This is a genomic window from Pseudarthrobacter sp. 1G09, from assembly GCF_050038305.1.
In the GTDB taxonomy this organism is placed as follows: domain Bacteria; phylum Actinomycetota; class Actinomycetes; order Actinomycetales; family Micrococcaceae; genus Arthrobacter; species Arthrobacter equi.
On record NZ_CP188306.1, the window covers coordinates 794339 to 809508 of the forward strand.

Here is a 15170-nt window from a genome sequence, read left to right on the forward strand (position 1 = left end):
TAACGCAGGGCGGACAGCCTTACGCTGCAAGGAGTTATTGAGGGGACACCGTGGCACGCACAACAGAGAGATCCCAGCGGGGCGGCCATAACGGTGTCAGTATCGAGGACGTTGCCGCCGCAGCCGGTGTATCAACTGCCACGGTGTCCCGGGCCGTACGGGGCCTTCCCAGGGTCTCGCCGGCCACCCGAGAGAAGATCCTGGAAGTCGCAGGAAACCTCGGTTACGTGGCGTCGTCCTCGGCCTCGGGGCTCGCCACAGGGAGGACCAAAACCATCGGTGTGCTGGCCCCGTTCGTGAGCCGATGGTTCTTTTCCAAGGCCATCGAGGGGGCCGACCGGGAACTCCATGCCCGGCAGTACAACCTCTCGCTGTTCAACCTGGGCGGCCACGGCAGCAACCGGGAACGGCTCTTCAGCAAGACCATGGTCTACAAGCAGATCGACGCCCTGCTGGTCCTTTGCATGGCGCTGACCCCGGAAGAGCTGGACCACCTGCAAAAAATCGACATCCCCCTGGTGGTGGTGGGTGGCCACGTCGAGGAGTGCGCCTACATCGGCATCGATGATTACGCGGCTGCGTCCACAGCTGTCCGGCATCTGATCGACCTCGGCCACCGGGACATCGCCCTCCTCCATGGGGACGACGAAACGGACTTGAATTTCGATGTTCCCCGGGTCCGCATCCTTGCCTTCAGGGACGTGATGACGGCCGCCGGCCTGAAGATCCGCCCGGAATGGGACCAATGGGGAGATTTCACGGTCCGCAGCGGGCAGGAAGCCTTCCGGCGGCTGTGGTCCGGGTCCGAGGCCAAACCCACTGCAATCTTCTGCGCTTCGGACGAGATGGCCATGGGCGTCATCTTTGAGGCCGCCCGCCTTGGCGTCAACGTACCGGCGGACCTGTCAGTAGTGGGCATCGACAACCACGACTTCGCCGAAGCCATGGGCCTGACCACCGTGGGGCAGCGGCCGGACGAGCAGGCGGAGCTGGCCACCAAGATGCTTCTCGATGAACTGGACGGGCAGGAAGGCGCGGTGCAGTCCGCCGTCGCGCCCCACGAACTGATGGTCCGAAGGACCACGGCGCCGCCCCTGCCTTGACCGGTCCCCGGCCGGAACGCCCGGACGGGTATGGGCGCAGGAACTCAGGAGGCGCGGGCCAACTGCCGGATGGGGATCCAGCGCGAGGCCAGGCGCCGGTAGGCCGCAGCCGCGCCGGTCATATCGCCCTCAGCAAGGCATTCGATGCCGAGCCTGATGTCCGTGGGGGAATCGTCCGGGTAGACCTTGTCCGCCACGGATCCGTAGTCCAGTTCAATCATCGATTCCACATGGAACTGCTCCAGCCATTCGGTCAGCTGCGCAAGGTCATCCAGCATGTCGAGGTCCGGGGCGGCCAGCGCAAGGTTGGCGACGGCGTAACGGGCGCGTTCCAGCGCATCGGTAATCGACGCCCACACCCGGACGGTGACGATCCGGCCGGCGGCCTCCACTACGTCCTTGTGGTCCGACTCCATGAACAGCGAAAACCAGCTGAAGGGGATGCCCCACGTGGACGCCCTGGTGTGGACCCGGGTGGAACCGTCCCGCGCCTTGACCAGGTCGATGCGTTCCTGGTGCCTGTCCCGCTGTTCTTCGGGGATCAGCAGTTCCGCGAGCGGGCCGTGGATCCCTTCCATCAGTGCATTCGCGGCCAGCCCGGCACGGAGCACCAGCTGGCTGGGGCAGTACAAAAGGTCAGGCTCGGACTCCGGGCCGCCGTCAGCGGTCCCCCCGGGCTGGGCGGCTGGGGCTGCGGTGACCCGCACCAGATCGGTGCGGCCGGTGGGAAACGGATCACCGCCGGGGCGGGTGATGCGTCCCAGCGAGGCGAGGAGTTCGGCGTTTTCGACGGCGGCACGTGAGGCAGTGCGCGCCCCGGCCGCCTGGATGGCTTTTCGCTGTTCCTGCGGGAAGGCGTCCAAGGGCTCGTAAACGCGGAGGGTGGAGGAAAACGGCAGGCCTGCCTGGCCCCGGTAGAGGTTGCCCGTCACTGCGGTCTCCTTGGCTGGGTCCAGGGCGTTGTCATCAGTCCGCCAGTTCCACCAGGACGGGGGCGTGGTCCGATGCGCCCTTGCCTTTGCGCTCTTCCCGGTCGATGGAGGCGCCGGTGACCCGGGCGGCCAAAGCCTTCGAGGCCAGGACGAAGTCGATCCGCATGCCTTCCTTCTTGGGGAAGCGCAGCTGGGTGTAGTCCCAGTAGGTGTAGACGCCGGGGCCGGGGGTGTACGGCCGGACGACGTCGGTGAAGCCGGCCGTCTCGAAGGCGTGGAAGGCGGCACGCTCGGGCGGGCTGACGTGGGTGTACCGATTGTTGACGAAGAGGTCGATGTCCCAGACGTCGTCGTCGAAGGGGGCGATGTTCCAGTCACCCATCAGTGCCACCTGGGCCTCGGGATTTTCCGTCACCAGGCCCTGGGCGTGGGTCTTCAGGCTCTCGAGCCACTTGAGCTTGTAGGGCATGTGTTCGTCATCCAGGGAGCGGCCGTTGGGGATGTAAAGGCTCCAGATCCGGACGCCGCCGCAGGTGGCGGCCATGGCGCGGGCTTCCTGCACGGGGTCCTTGCCCGCCTTACCGAAGGCCGGCTGGTCCAGGAACGTGCGCTCCACGTCCTCCAGCCCCACCCGGGAGGCGATGGCTACACCGTTCCACTGGTTCACGCCGAAGTGGGCCACCTCGTAGCCCATGCGTTCGAAGAGCTCCCAGGGAAAGTTGTCGTCCTTGCACTTCGTTTCCTGGATGGCCAGGACGTCGCAGTCGCTGCGCTGGAGCCAGGCTTCAACACGGTCGGCGCGGGCACGGAGCGAGTTCACATTCCAGGTAGCTATCTTCACGCCTCCTAACTTACCGTGGCTGCCGCACCGCAGGTAAAGCCGCCGGTAAAGCCTGCGCGGCGGTCAGCCCGGTACAGCGGAGCACAGCGAAGAGCCCCGGCAGGCGCGATGGAATTTAGTAGGAAGTCCGAGTATATTCGCAACCACAATGACCTGGGTCACTAACAGCCGGATCACATGCGAAGGGGCATCCAGCCATGGTGCGCGAGCTTACCCACTACATCGGCGGCCGCCACACCGGCGGAACCTCCGGACGGTTTGGTGACGTTTTTGACCCGTGCACCGGCGACGTGCAGGCACGCCTGCCGCTCGCGGACCGGGACGAAGTGCAGTCCGCGGTGGCTGCCGCCGCGGAGGCGCAGCCGGAATGGGCGGCACTGAACCCCCAGCGGCGGGGCCGGATCCTGCTGAAGTTCGTAGACCTGGTGAACCGGAACATGGACGAACTGGCCAGGCTGCTGTCGTCTGAACACGGCAAGACCCTGGCCGACTCCATCGGTGACGTCCAACGCGGCCTGGAGGTGGTGGAGTTTGCCGCCGGAGCGCCTCACCTGCTCAAAGGCGAGTTCTCCAGCGACGCCGGCCAGGGGATCGACATCCACTCGCTGCGGCAGCCGCTGGGCGTCGTCGCCGGGATCACCCCCTTCAACTTTCCTGCGATGATCCCGCTCTGGAAGTCCGGCCCTGCCCTCGCCGCCGGCAACGCCTTCGTGCTTAAACCCTCGGAACGGGACCCCTCGGTGCCGCTGCGGCTCGCGGAACTGTTCTCCGAAGCGGGTGTTCCTGATGGTGTCTTCAGCGTGGTGAACGGGGACAAGGAAGCCGTGGACGCCCTCCTTGAGGATCCCCGCGTGAAAGCAGTCGGTTTCGTGGGCTCCACACCCATCGCCCAGTACATCTACGCCACGGCGGCCGCCCATGGAAAGCGGGCCCAGTGCTTCGGCGGGGCCAAGAACCACATGGTGGTGATGCCGGATGCCGACATGGACCAGGCGGCGGATGCCCTCATCGGTTCAGGCTACGGCTCGGCAGGCGAGCGCTGCATGGCTATTTCCGTGGCCGTGCCGGTGGGGGAGGACACTGCCAACCGGCTGGTGGCCCGGCTGGACGAACGCGTCCGGAAGCTTACGGTAGGCCACAGCCTGGACCGAGACTCGGACTTCGGGCCAGTGGTGTCCGCAGCCGCGAAGGACCGCATCGAGGGGCTTGTCAGTTCCGGCGTGGAGGATGGCGCCACCCTCCTCGCCGACGGACGAGGCCTTACCGTCGACGGCTACCCCGGCGGCTTCTGGGTGGGCCCGACGCTCTTCGACCACGTCACCCCGGACATGGCCATCTACCGCAACGAAATCTTCGGCCCGGTACTCAGCGTTGTCCGCGCCGCCACCTACGACGACGCTCTCCGGCTCTGTACCGATAATCCGTTCGGCAACGGCGTGGCCATCTTCACGCGTGACGGCGACTCCGCCCGGGACTTCGCTACCAGGGTGGATGTGGGCATGGTGGGGGTCAATGTCCCCATTCCGGTGCCGTTGGCCTATTACACGTTCGGCGGCTGGAAGGCCTCCGGATTCGGGGACCTCAACCAGCACGGCGCGGACGCCTTCCGCTTCTACACCAAGACCAAAACGGTCACCACACGGTGGCCCTCGGGAATACGCCACGGAGCCAGCTTCGTGATGCCGGAAGGAAGCTGATGACGGAAACGGCCGCTCCTGCAGCGGAAGTGCTCTTCACCCGGCGCGGCCGGCTGGCGGTGGCAACGCTCAACCGGCCCAAGGCGGTCAACGCACTCACCGCCGGGATGGTGGAGGCACTGCTGCGGCAGCTCACCGAATGGGCGGAGGACGGCAGCGTCAGCACGGTCCTGGTGCAGGGCGCCGGCGGCCGGGGTTTGTGCGCCGGGGGAGATATCGTGGCGATCTACCGCGACATTCTCCGCGGCGGAGACGATACCGCGGACTTCTGGCAGGCCGAGTACCGGCTGAATTACCTGATCTCCCGGTACCCGAAGCCCTACGTCGCGCTGATGGACGGGCTGGTGTTGGGTGGCGGCGTGGGAATCTCGGCACACGGCTCGGTCCGCGTGGTCACCGAGCGGACCAGGACCGGCATGCCGGAGACAACCATTGGGTTTGCGCCCGACGTCGGCGGGACGCTTTTGCTGGCCGGCGCACCAGGGGAGGCGGGAACCCATGCAGCCCTCACCGGCGCCCACCTCGACGGTGCGGACGCACTGTTCCTTGGCCTGGCGGACCACTACGTTCCGTCCGTCAGGCTCGACGAACTCACGGCAGCGCTGGAAAACGAAACCCCGGAAGACGCCGTCGGACGCTTTGCCGTGGACCCGCCGCCGTCCGGACTTGCCGGGCAGCGGCAGTGGATCGACAGCTGCTACGACTCCGCAGACGCGGAGGCGATCGTGGGGCGGCTGCGGGCCTGGACCGGAGACGGCAGCGCCGATGCGTCACACGCCGCGGACACCATCGAGGCGAAGTCCCCCACCTCCGTCAAGGTCACCCTGGCGTCGCTGCGGCGCGTCGCGGGGATGCCGCTGGACCGGGCGCTGGAGCAGGAGTACCGGGTGGGCCTGCGGTTTCTGGCGGCACCCGATTTCCGCGAAGGCATCCGGGCGCAGGTGGTGGACAAGGACCGCACCCCGCACTGGAAGCCGCCCACCCTGGCGGAGGTATCGCCGGAGCAGGTTGAACGCTTTTTCAGGCCGCTCGGCAGCAGGGAACTGGACCTCGGAGCAGGTCCGGAGCATGGGCCGGAGGCGGCACAACAAGAGGAGGCGGACAATGCCTGACACCTACACCGTGGCGTTCCTGGGGCTCGGCCACATGGGCGGACCGATGGCGGTGAACCTGGTCAGGGCCGGGCACCGGGTGGCCGGGTACGACGTGGTGCCGGCGGCCCTGGACGCGGCCCGCTCCGCCGGCGTGCCGGTGGTCGGAAGTGTTGCCGAGGCCGTGCCGGACGCGGACGTGGTGCTCACTATGTTCCCCAGCGGCCGGCACGTCCTGGAGGCCTACCGCGGTACCGGTGGCCAGCCGGGCCTGCTGGCCCTGGCAGCACCCGGAACCATGTTCCTGGATTGCTCCACCATCAACGTCGACGAAGCCAGGGAGGCGGCGCAGCTGGCGCTCGACGCCGGGCACCGGTCCGTGGATGCTCCCGTGTCCGGCGGCGTGGTGGGCGCGGAGGCCGGAACGCTCACCTTCATGGTGGGCGGTGAAGAGGACGACTTCCACGCCGTCAGGCCGCTCCTCGACGTCATGGGCAAGCGCATCGTCCACTGCGGAGCCCACGGGGCCGGCCAGGCGGCGAAGGTTTGCAACAACCTGATCCTGGGCGTCTCAATGATCGCCGTCAGCGAGGCCTTTGTCCTCGGCGAGAAGCTGGGGCTGAGCCACCAGGCGCTGTTCGATGTCGCCTCCGCCGCGTCCGGGCAATGCTGGGCCCTGACCACCAACTGCCCGGTGCCCGGCCCGGTTCCCACCAGCCCGGCCAACCGCGATTACCAGCCGGGATTCGCCGGCGCGCTGATGGCCAAGGACCTCAACCTTGCCCTCAACGCCCTGCACAGCACCGGGGTGGCCGGCCGGATGGGCCCGCTTGCCGCAGAAATCTACGGTACGTTTGCCGCGGAAGGCGGCGCCGGCCAGGACTTTTCCGCGATCATCAACGACATCCGCGAAAAGTCCGGCACGGCGCCGCACAAGACCGCAACAGCGCACGACGACGGGAGTCCTGAATGACGGAGTACGCCAACATCCTGGTGGAACAGCGCGGCAGGGTGGGGCTGGTGACGCTTAACCGGCCCCAAGCGCTGAATGCACTGAATAAAGCCACCATGGAGGAACTGGTGGACGCCGTCAGCGCCATGGACGCCGACCCCGGAACCGGCGCCGTGGTGATCACCGGCTCCGGGAAGGCCTTCGCGGCCGGCGCGGACATCAAGGAGATGGCCGCCCAGGGCTACATGGACATGTACGCCGCGGACTGGTTCCGCGGCTGGGAGGACTTCACCCGGCTCCGTATCCCCACCATTGCTGCTGTATCCGGCTTTGCCCTGGGTGGCGGCTGCGAACTGGCCATGATGTGCGATCTCCTCATCGCCGGTGACAATGCCAAGTTCGGCCAACCCGAAATCAACCTCGGAGTCCTTCCCGGCATGGGCGGCTCGCAGCGGCTTACCCGCGCTGTGGGCAAGGCCAAGGCCATGGACCTGATCCTCACCGGGCGGTTCATTGGGGCCGAGGAGGCCGAGCGGTCCGGCCTGGTGTCCCGCGTGGTACCCGCCGAGGACGTGGTGGCCGAGGCCCTCAAAGCCGCCGAAGTTATTGCCGGCAAGTCAAAGCCGGTGGCGATGGCTGCCAAGGAGGCCGTGAACGCCGCCTTCGAAACCGGGCTGGCCCAGGGGGTCGTGTTCGAGCGCCGGCTCTTCCACTCCCTGTTCGCCACCGAGGACCAGAAGGAAGGCATGGCGGCGTTCACGGAAAAGCGCGAACCGGAGTTCAAGCACCGGTGACGGCCAGTGACTCCCGGTAGGCGGCGAGGTCGCGGTCCATCTCCTCGGCCATCAGGGAGTTGTTGATCATCACGGCGGTCCACGACGCTGCAGCGGCGGATGCCAGGACCTGTGCCCTCATGTCCGTGACGTTGCCGGCGGCCCAGACACCGGGCACCGTCGTTGCGCCTTCGGCATCGGTTTCCAGGTAGTCCCCGATGCCCATTGGATGCGGAACCGCCGCCAGGCCAAGGCCGCTGAACGCGTCAAGGCGGGCGTGCACCCGGGTACCCACCGCGACGGCGTCCACGGCCACCTCCGGGCCGCCCGCCAGCACCACGGCCTTGAGGGCATCGCCGTGGACCCGGACGGTCTCGACGGCGCCGGGAACCACCTTGACGCCGCGGGCCGCCAATTGCTCGAGTTCGTCTCCGGAGGGCTCCACCACGTCATTGAGGCACAGGGTGATGTTGCTGCTCCATTGCCGGAACAGCAGGGCCTGGTGCACAGACCACGGGCCGGTGCCCACTATGCCGATGGACTGGTCCCGGACTTCCCAGCCATGGCAGAACGGACAGTGCAGCACGTCCCGGCCCCAACGCTCGCGCAGGCCCGGGATTTCCGGCAGTTCGTCTACCAGGCCCGTGGTGATCAGGAGCCGTCGCCCGCGAAGCCGCCTGCCGTCGTCGAGCGTTGCCTCGAAGCCCTGCTCCACGCCGCCTCCCGCAGCCACCACCGTGCCGTTGATGATGTCCGCGCCATAGCGCCGCGCCTGGTCGCGGGCAGTGGCGAGGAGTTCTGCCGGGCTGATCCCGTCGCGTGACAGGAATCCGTGCACGCCGTGCGCCGGGGCATTGCGGGGCTCACCGCTGTCCACCACCGCCACCCGCCGCCGGGTCCGGCCCAGCATCAGCGCAGCGCTCAGGCCGGCGGCCCCGCCGCCAACCACCAGCACATCGTAAAAGGAGTTCTGTTCAGTCATGCATCCATCGTCTTTCCCGCTCCGAAGTTCTGGCAAAGTATTTTGCCGGTATGGCAAAATTTTCGGATGGATGAAAACCTCGACGACGTCCTCGCCGCCGTTGGCCCGCGGCTGAAGGCTTTACGCCTGCGCAGGGACGTCACGCTGACGGCGCTCGCAGCCGCCACCGGTATCTCCGTCAGCACGCTTTCCAGGCTCGAATCGGGCCAGCGGCGGCCCAACCTCGAACTCCTGCTTCCTCTCGCGCAGGCCTACCAGGTACCCCTCGACGAGTTGGTCGGCGCCCCGGCCACGGGTGACCCCCGCGTCCACCTGAGGCCCATCACTGCGTACGGCATGACCATCATTCCGCTCACCCGCAAGCCCGGCGGCATCCAGGCCTACAAGCACATCGTTCCCGCCGGGCCGGTGGAGGAACCCAACCCGCAGGTCCACGAGGGCTACGAATGGCTTTACGTGCTGAACGGCAAGCTGCGGATGGTCCTGGGCGCCCGGGACCTGGTCCTGGGGGCGGGCGAAGCAGTGGAGTTCGATACCCGGGTGCCGCACTGGTTCGGCCGGGCCGACGGCCAGGCCGTGGAGTTCCTGAGCCTGTTCGGCTCCCAGGGCGAGCGCATGCACATCCGGGCCCGCCCGGCGGCCGGAAAATCCCAGGGGACGTAGCGCCCGCCGCGCTGCCAGCGGGCGTTCAGGTCCGTACGGTAGACAGGACCAGCAGGGATACGTTCGCGGAACGCAGTGGAAATCGGGGGAGCAGCCTATGTGGGCAACAGCGGCAGATGGAACGGGTGCAGCGGAGGGCCTGGGCGGCCTGGTGGGTGCAGCGGCCCAGGTGATAGAAAACCTTGGTGAATGGGGCGTTGGCGCCTTCACCCTCGCCGAAACCGTAGTCCCGCCCATTCCCAGCGAAGTGATCCTTCCGCTGGCCGGATATCTGGCCAAGCAGGGCTCCTTGAACCTGGGGCTCATCCTCGTCACCAGTACGCTGGGTGCCTACCTCGGAGCGCTTCTCCTGTACTGGCTCGGCGCCAAGCTGGGGCTGGAACGGTCCATCCGCGGCCTGTCGAAGCTGCCACTGGTAGATCGTGAGGACTTCGAAAAGGCTGCAGGCTGGTTCACCCGGCACGGTAAGTCCTCGATCTTTTTTGGCAGGCTCCTGCCCGGCGTCCGCAGCCTGATCTCGCTTCCTGCCGGGGCCGCCGCGATGCCGCTCGTCACCTTTTCCGCCTTTACCCTGGCTGGCAGCGCACTGTGGAACGGAGCGCTGATTGGGTTTGGGTACCTGCTGGGAACGCAGTACCACCTGATTGAGGGCTACTCGAAGTACCTGAACTACGCCGTCTACGCCGCCCTCGCCATCACCCTGGCCTGGCTGGTGGTCCGCCGGATGAAGCGGGCCAAGGTAAGCCGCTGACAGCAGTCAGGGACTGTCCTCGAAGTCACCCGAGCCCCTGCGGAAGTCGCCCAGGATCCGGATCAGCTCGTCCACATCCTCTGGCGTAAATCCCGGCTTGTTGAAAACCTGGCTGTTGAGGGCCGCCGTCGAACGCTGAGCCACAGTAAGGCCTTCCGGGGTGAGCCCCACCAGGGTGGTGCGGCCGTCGGTGGGGTGCGGTGAGCGGGCCACCAGGCCCGCGCGCTCCAACCGGTCCACGGCATTGGTGACCGACGTCGGGTGGACCTGAAGCAGGGCGCTTGCCTTATTCATCGGCAGGGCACCCTTCCGGGCGAAACTCAAGAGGGCCAGCAGTTCGTAACGGGCAAACGTCAGGCCAAAGGGCTTGAGGGCGGATTCGATCCTGGCCAGGAGGATCTGCTGGGTCCGCATAATCGCCGTGATGGCGGCCATGGGTGCTGCGACATCGGACCAGCCGTGGTCCTCCCAGTTCCGCCGGGCCTCGGCGATCGGATCCCGGGATAACGGTGTGCCCATAGCCAGCCCCTTTCCGGAAATCCTGTGAATATACTAGGACATCCAACCGTTTGGAAGGGAGGCGTTATGCCCGGACACTCCCATGACGGCCCGGCGGAGATTCCCTATCCGGACGCGGACCTCCTGCACATTGTGCGGCTCCTTCCGCCCACGGAACAGGCCAGGTACGCGGACATCCGGAACTACCTGCAGACCACCGTCAGGCAGGCCTCCATCGGCTACTGGAACCGGGAAGAGTTCCCGCGCGATGTAGTGGCCGGGATGGGCGCCCGCGGGCTGGGGGAGTTGCAGCTGGACGGCAGCTCCGCCCTGTTCAAAGGCCTCATGTACGTGGAACTGGCCAGGGCCGACGTATCGCTCTCCGCACTGGCCGGAATCCATAACGAACTCATCGTTGGCACCATCCACCACTTGGGATCCGATGAACAGAAGCGGCGGTGGCTCCCCGGACTGAGGACCTTTGCGCAACTGGGAGCTTTCGCCCTCACGGAGCCCGGCCACGGCTCAGACATCTCCCGCGGGCTCGAAACAACCGCCCGGCGGGACGGCGGCGAGTGGGTCCTCAACGGCGCCAAACGCTGGATCGGCAGCGGGACCGTTGCCGACGTCGCCCTGGTCTGGGCCCGGGACACGGCAGACGGGCAGCTTAAATGCTTCCTCGTGGAGACGGACCGGCCCGGCTACTCCGCCATCAGGATTGAACACAAGATCGGCTTGCGGATCATGCAGAATGCCGATATCAAGCTCGAGGACGTGCGCCTGCCGGCGGCCAACCTCCTTCCCGGGGCATCAAGCTTCGCCTCGGCCAACGCGTTGCTCCGGGACTCCCGGGCCTGGGTGGGCTGGCAGGCCGCCGGTATCCAGTTCGCTGCCTTCGATGTGGCCCGCAGCTACACGCTGGACCGCCGCCAGTTCGGCAGGGAACTGGCGGGTTTCCAGCTGGTCCAGCAGCAGCTCGCGGACATCCTTGGGAACGCTGCCTCTTCATTGGCCCTGATGGTGCAGCTGGCCCGGCTCCAGGAAGACGGGCTGCTGGAGATGGCTCAGGCGGCCATGGCCAAGGCCACCACCACCAGGCTTGCCAGGGCCTCGGTGGCGATGGGTCGCTCGCTGCTGGGCGGCAACGGAATCACCACCGACCATGAGATGGCCAAACTTTTCGCTGACGCCGAGATCCTGTACACGTACGAGGGCACTTACGAGATCAACTCGTTGCTGGTTGGAAGGGCCGTTACGGGAATCCAGGCATTCACCTAGGCCGCCCGCGGAACTGCTACAGGTTCCGGTCCGCGTAGGTCCGCAGAGCGTCCCGAACAAAGGTGGCGCCGGCCCCGCCCCCGTAGTTGGCGGCGAACCGTGGATCTGCCACGTACATGTCCGCCAGGCCGGTGACGTAGCCTTTGATGTCCCCGCCGGCCTCGGCCGCTGGTGTTCCCGGGATGGAGCGGAGCCAGGCCACATGCCGGGCGGCCAAGTCCTGGGCTTCGTCGCCGTCTGGGGCCACCCCGGAGCCTGCTGCTGCCAGCCAATCCCGGCCCAGTCCTTCGGAGCGGGACTTCCACTCCCGCTTTTCGGCCTCGTCCATGCCCCGCCACCACGAGTCGCCCTTCGCGTAGGCGTCCTTTCCCCACCGCTCTTCAACTTCATCTTTGTATTGCGTATGGTCGAAGCCATCAAACATCTTCTCTGCCACGAGCTCTCCTCCTTGTTGCACTGTTTCGATGGTCTGGCGGACGGACCGGACTTGCCGGGCCAGGCGTTCCTGTTCCTGGCCCAGCCACTCAAGGTGCCGGGTCAGCGCCCGGACAGGTTCCGTCTGGTGCTGGAAGACGTCGGCGATGGCCGGCAGGCCCAGGCCCAGCTCCCGAAGGAGCAGGATCCGCTGCAGCTGCAGGAGGGCTCCGCCGTCGTAGTAGCGGTAGCCGTTGCTGCCCACACTGGTGGGCTTCAGCAGCCCAATGTCGTCGTAGTGGCGGAGGGTACGGCTGGTGGTTCCAGCCATTCTGGCCACGTCCTGGATGGGCCAGCCGCTGGCCCTGTCCTCCCCGGTTGCTTCCATGCTTTGAGCGTAGGGGTTGACGCAGCGTCAAGGTCAAGGGAAATCAAGAAAGGAAACCGCCAAGGGACTCACGGGCGGTCAGCGGGTGCGGCGGTGGCGCGCCTGGGCCATCAGCCGGGTAAACGAAAAGACGAAGACGGCCTCAATCAGGACCATGAGTCCTGCCAGCAGCCATTGCTGGCGGGCAACGAAGAACACGCAGCCGGTCAGGACCAGGATGGTGCCCAGGGCCAGGGCGTAGACAGCAAAGCCGACAGCGACGCGGGCGCTGCGCACGCCGGTGCGGAAACCGAAGCCGTGGGGCTCGCCACCGGGCTGGCCGGGGACACGGTCCGGCATTGCGGGACCGAGCCTGTCGAACTCTTCCCAGGGATCCCTGTCCTCTTCCTTGCCGGTCATGGGTCAATTATCCCCAAAGCACCGGACGTCGGGGGTGGGGCCGCCGGAAGGCACAACTAAAACAGCGGCCCCGCCAACACGAGGTTGGCGGGGCCGCTGCCGGGGCTGGCCCGGGAAACCGGGCCGGCCGTAAGACTTAGAGCGGGCGGATGTTCTCTGCCTGCGGACCCTTGGGGCCCTGGGTCACGTCGAATTCGACCTTCTGGTTCTCGTCCAGTGAGCGGTAACCGCTGCTGGCGATTGCCGAGTAGTGTGCGAAAACGTCAGCGGACCCGTCATCGGGGGCAATGAAGCCAAAACCCTTTTCGGCGTTGAACCATTTAACTGTGCCTGTTGCCATGGCTGCATTCCTTCATGTAACTCTGATTCTCTCCCCGGATTTCAGCCCGGGGTGTGCGAAGAACGTCCCCCGCAATCCCAACGTACGGGGCTAAACGCCCTGTTGGCAAGGGTAAACGCCACAAAACCCGCGTCAGCGCATGCCCTCACGGCGGATGGCGGTGGCAACAGCGGCGGCCCGGGTTTCCACTCCCAGCTTCGAATAGATGTGGGCCAGGTGGGTTTTGACGGTGGCTTCCGAGATGAAAAGGCGTTGGCCGAGTTCGCGGTTGCTGAGCCCCTGGGTGAGCAGGCTCAGCAGCTCCGCCTCGCGTGGAGTGAGGATCTCCTCCGGATTGCGGAGTTGCTGGAAGAGCCGCGAAGCCACCGGCGGGCTCATCACGCTCCTGCCCTGTACCGCCCCGCGGACAGCCGAGAAGATCTCCTCCGGCGCGGCGTCCTTCAGCAGGTAACCCATGGCGCCGGCGTCCACGGCACGCACAATGTCCGCGTCCGAATCGTAGGTAGTGAACACCAGGATGGCCTGCCTGCTGTTGATCCTGCGGATGCGCCGGATGGCTTCGATGCCGTCCATGCCGCCGCCCATGGCGAGGTCCATGACCACGACGCCGGGCGAGAGCTCCCGCACCAGCTCCAGGGCTTCCTCGCCGGACGCGGCGTCAGCCACCACGTCGATGTCCGGCTGGGTGCCCAGCAGGGCGCGCAGCCCGGTCCGGACCACCAGGTGGTCATCCACCAGGAGTACGGTAATGGCACTCATGCCTGGCTTCCTTCCGTTGAGGCATCTGACGGGCCAGCGGGGAGTTGCGCCGCCACGATGGTGCCCTCGCCCGGGGCGCTTTCCACCGAGAACGTCCCGCCAAGCTGTTCCACGCGCTGCCGCATGGCCCGCAGGCCGTAGCCTCCGGCGTCCGACGGCGGTGCTGCCGCCGCCGGATCAAAGCCGGCGCCGTCGTCGTACACGTCCAGGGTGACGGCGTCCGGCAGGAACCCGAGGGTCACGGTGGTTGTGGTTGCGGAGGCATGGAGCCGCACGTTGGACGCTGCACTTTGGACCACGCGCAGCAGGGTGTGCCGGATGTCTGCCGCCACCGGCCGGAGTTCGCCGGTGACGAGGAGCCGGGCGTCGGGAATGTAGCGGCGGGCGGCCGTCAGCAGGGCCTCCTGCAGGGGCGAGCCTTCGAGTCCGGGGGAGGCAAGGTCATGGACCAGGCTTCGGGTTTCGGCCAGGTTGTCCCGCAGCAGTGAAGTGGCCTGCCGCAGGTCCGCGTGGGCGGCAGGCGCGGGCCAGGTGCGCCCGGCGGCCTCAAGCAACAGCAGGCTGCTGGCCAGGCCCTGGGTTACGGTGTCGTGGATTTCGCGGGAAACCCGCTCCCGCTCGGCAATGGTGCCCGCCCGCCGTTCGCTCGCGGCCAGCTGCCCCTGCGCGGTGGACACCTCGGCGTGCAGCCGCCGCTGCTCCTCGGCGTCGTTGCGGATCCGGTCATGGATGAGGGTCAGCATCACCCCCACGGCCAGGGGGCCCAGCAGCATGGCCAGGTCCGTGCCCCCGCTGAGCCTGAAGAGCCCGGCCGCCGTGGCAACGGCAATGATGCCCGCGGCAACGTAGGCGGCAACACCGCTGATCGCGGCACGGCAGAGGAAGAACAGGGCGAAGGAGCACCAGGCAAAGCTGGGTGCTGCGATCACCAGCACCGCCCAGACGGCCACCAGGGCGGACATCCACGCCAGTCCAGGCAGCCCGCGCCGGGCAAGCACCGCAACGCCCGCGTAGAGCAGGGAAGCTGCCGCGGCGAGGCACAGGACCAGCACGTTGTCCGCGGGCGGGTGGCGCATGACGTACCGAACGGTCGACGCCACCAGGAGGACGGCGAATCCCGCATGGACCGCGGTGTCGATGCTGCCCAGCCGGGGCAGCCGGGCAGGACTCGCGGACTGGTCGGGGCCTGGGGCTGTCATGGAATTTCCGGTCTGGTGGGGGATCGCTGCCCTTCCATGCTATTGCCGGCGGGCAGGCCGGGTCTCTCATCCATTTGGCTGATGCGGCTGTCCTTTGGTCGCAGCAGGGA

The 15170-nt window shown here is 67.0% G+C and carries 17 protein-coding genes; 8 read left to right on the plus strand and 9 right to left on the minus strand.

Annotated features, from left to right (window positions below; translation table 11 throughout):
* Positions 1 to 50 precede the first annotated feature (50 nt).
* Complete coding sequence (locus tag ACP3TD_RS03760) at positions 51 to 1103, plus strand: LacI family DNA-binding transcriptional regulator (protein WP_426765553.1); 1053 nt, start codon at positions 51 to 53, stop codon at positions 1101 to 1103.
* A gap of 44 nt (positions 1104 to 1147) precedes the next feature.
* Here the strand turns inward: ACP3TD_RS03760 and ACP3TD_RS03765 are convergent, their stop codons facing one another.
* Positions 1148 to 2035, minus strand: a complete 888-nt coding sequence (locus ACP3TD_RS03765; RefSeq protein WP_426765555.1) for a hypothetical protein — start codon at positions 2033 to 2035, stop codon at positions 1148 to 1150.
* Between the two features lie 34 nt (positions 2036 to 2069).
* The gene (locus ACP3TD_RS03770) at positions 2070 to 2876 is read right to left on the minus strand and encodes an exodeoxyribonuclease III (RefSeq protein WP_268159479.1); all 807 of its coding nucleotides are present in this window, start codon (positions 2874 to 2876) and stop codon (positions 2070 to 2072) included.
* A gap of 197 nt (positions 2877 to 3073) precedes the next feature.
* Between ACP3TD_RS03770 and ACP3TD_RS03775 the strand changes: the two genes are divergently transcribed.
* From ACP3TD_RS03775 to ACP3TD_RS03790, 4 genes are read left to right on the plus strand one after another with little or no spacing between them, the layout of a single operon-like run.
* Complete coding sequence (locus ACP3TD_RS03775) at positions 3074 to 4573, plus strand: CoA-acylating methylmalonate-semialdehyde dehydrogenase (protein ID WP_426765558.1); 1500 nt, start codon at positions 3074 to 3076, stop codon at positions 4571 to 4573.
* Positions 4573 to 5685 carry an enoyl-CoA hydratase/isomerase family protein gene (locus tag ACP3TD_RS03780; protein WP_426765560.1) on the plus strand — a complete coding sequence of 371 codons (1113 nt, stop codon included), beginning with the start codon at positions 4573 to 4575 and terminating at the stop codon, positions 5683 to 5685. The genes ACP3TD_RS03775 and ACP3TD_RS03780 overlap by 1 nt, the downstream gene beginning before the upstream one ends.
* Entirely contained in the window at positions 5678 to 6637 is a 960-nt protein-coding gene (gene mmsB / locus ACP3TD_RS03785) for a 3-hydroxyisobutyrate dehydrogenase (protein ID WP_426765562.1), read from the plus strand. The genes ACP3TD_RS03780 and mmsB overlap by 8 nt, the downstream gene beginning before the upstream one ends.
* Positions 6634 to 7410 (plus strand): enoyl-CoA hydratase, encoded by a 777-nt coding sequence (locus ACP3TD_RS03790; RefSeq protein ID WP_426765566.1) that lies wholly within the window; start codon positions 6634 to 6636, stop codon positions 7408 to 7410. The genes mmsB and ACP3TD_RS03790 overlap by 4 nt, the downstream gene beginning before the upstream one ends.
* On the opposite strand, the gene ACP3TD_RS03795 is transcribed toward ACP3TD_RS03790, so the two are convergent.
* Positions 7397 to 8371: an NAD(P)/FAD-dependent oxidoreductase gene (locus tag ACP3TD_RS03795; protein ID WP_426765568.1), complete on the minus strand. Its 975-nt coding sequence runs from the start codon at positions 8369 to 8371 to the stop codon at positions 7397 to 7399. The two genes, ACP3TD_RS03790 and ACP3TD_RS03795, sit on opposite strands and share 14 nt — an antisense overlap.
* Before the next feature lie 66 nt (positions 8372 to 8437).
* Here ACP3TD_RS03795 and ACP3TD_RS03800 point away from each other — a divergent pair, with 66 nt between their 5' ends.
* Entirely contained in the window at positions 8438 to 9034 is a 597-nt protein-coding gene (locus ACP3TD_RS03800) for a helix-turn-helix domain-containing protein (protein ID WP_426765570.1), read from the plus strand.
* Positions 9035 to 9131: 97 nt separating this feature from the next.
* Positions 9132 to 9785, plus strand: a complete 654-nt coding sequence (locus ACP3TD_RS03805) for a DedA family protein (protein WP_426765572.1) — start codon at positions 9132 to 9134, stop codon at positions 9783 to 9785.
* Between the two features lie 6 nt (positions 9786 to 9791).
* Here the strand turns inward: ACP3TD_RS03805 and ACP3TD_RS03810 are convergent, their stop codons facing one another.
* On the minus strand, positions 9792 to 10304 hold the full coding sequence (locus ACP3TD_RS03810; RefSeq protein ID WP_426765574.1) for a MarR family winged helix-turn-helix transcriptional regulator: 513 nt from the start codon (positions 10302 to 10304) through the stop codon (positions 9792 to 9794).
* Between the two features lie 66 nt (positions 10305 to 10370).
* Between ACP3TD_RS03810 and ACP3TD_RS03815 the strand changes: the two genes are divergently transcribed.
* Positions 10371 to 11561 carry an acyl-CoA dehydrogenase family protein gene (locus tag ACP3TD_RS03815; protein WP_426765576.1) on the plus strand — a complete coding sequence of 397 codons (1191 nt, stop codon included), beginning with the start codon at positions 10371 to 10373 and terminating at the stop codon, positions 11559 to 11561.
* 16 nt (positions 11562 to 11577) lie between these two features.
* Here the strand turns inward: ACP3TD_RS03815 and ACP3TD_RS03820 are convergent, their stop codons facing one another.
* The 5 genes from ACP3TD_RS03820 to ACP3TD_RS03840 all read right to left on the minus strand — a co-directional run bounded on the left by ACP3TD_RS03820 (position 11578) and on the right by ACP3TD_RS03840 (position 15060).
* A complete protein-coding gene (locus ACP3TD_RS03820; RefSeq protein ID WP_426765578.1) occupies positions 11578 to 12363 on the minus strand; it encodes a MerR family transcriptional regulator in 786 nt (261 codons plus the stop codon).
* A 78-nt stretch (positions 12364 to 12441) separates the two neighbouring features.
* Positions 12442 to 12762, minus strand: a complete 321-nt coding sequence (locus ACP3TD_RS03825) for a hypothetical protein (protein ID WP_426765580.1) — start codon at positions 12760 to 12762, stop codon at positions 12442 to 12444.
* Positions 12763 to 12898: 136 nt separating this feature from the next.
* The gene (locus ACP3TD_RS03830) at positions 12899 to 13102 is read right to left on the minus strand and encodes a cold-shock protein (RefSeq protein ID WP_013599688.1); all 204 of its coding nucleotides are present in this window, start codon (positions 13100 to 13102) and stop codon (positions 12899 to 12901) included.
* Positions 13103 to 13234: 132 nt separating this feature from the next.
* Entirely contained in the window at positions 13235 to 13861 is a 627-nt protein-coding gene (locus ACP3TD_RS03835; protein WP_426765582.1) for a response regulator, read from the minus strand.
* Positions 13858 to 15060 (minus strand): sensor histidine kinase, encoded by a 1203-nt coding sequence (locus ACP3TD_RS03840; RefSeq protein ID WP_426765584.1) that lies wholly within the window; start codon positions 15058 to 15060, stop codon positions 13858 to 13860. The genes ACP3TD_RS03835 and ACP3TD_RS03840 overlap by 4 nt, the downstream gene beginning before the upstream one ends.
* Positions 15061 to 15170 lie beyond the last annotated feature (110 nt).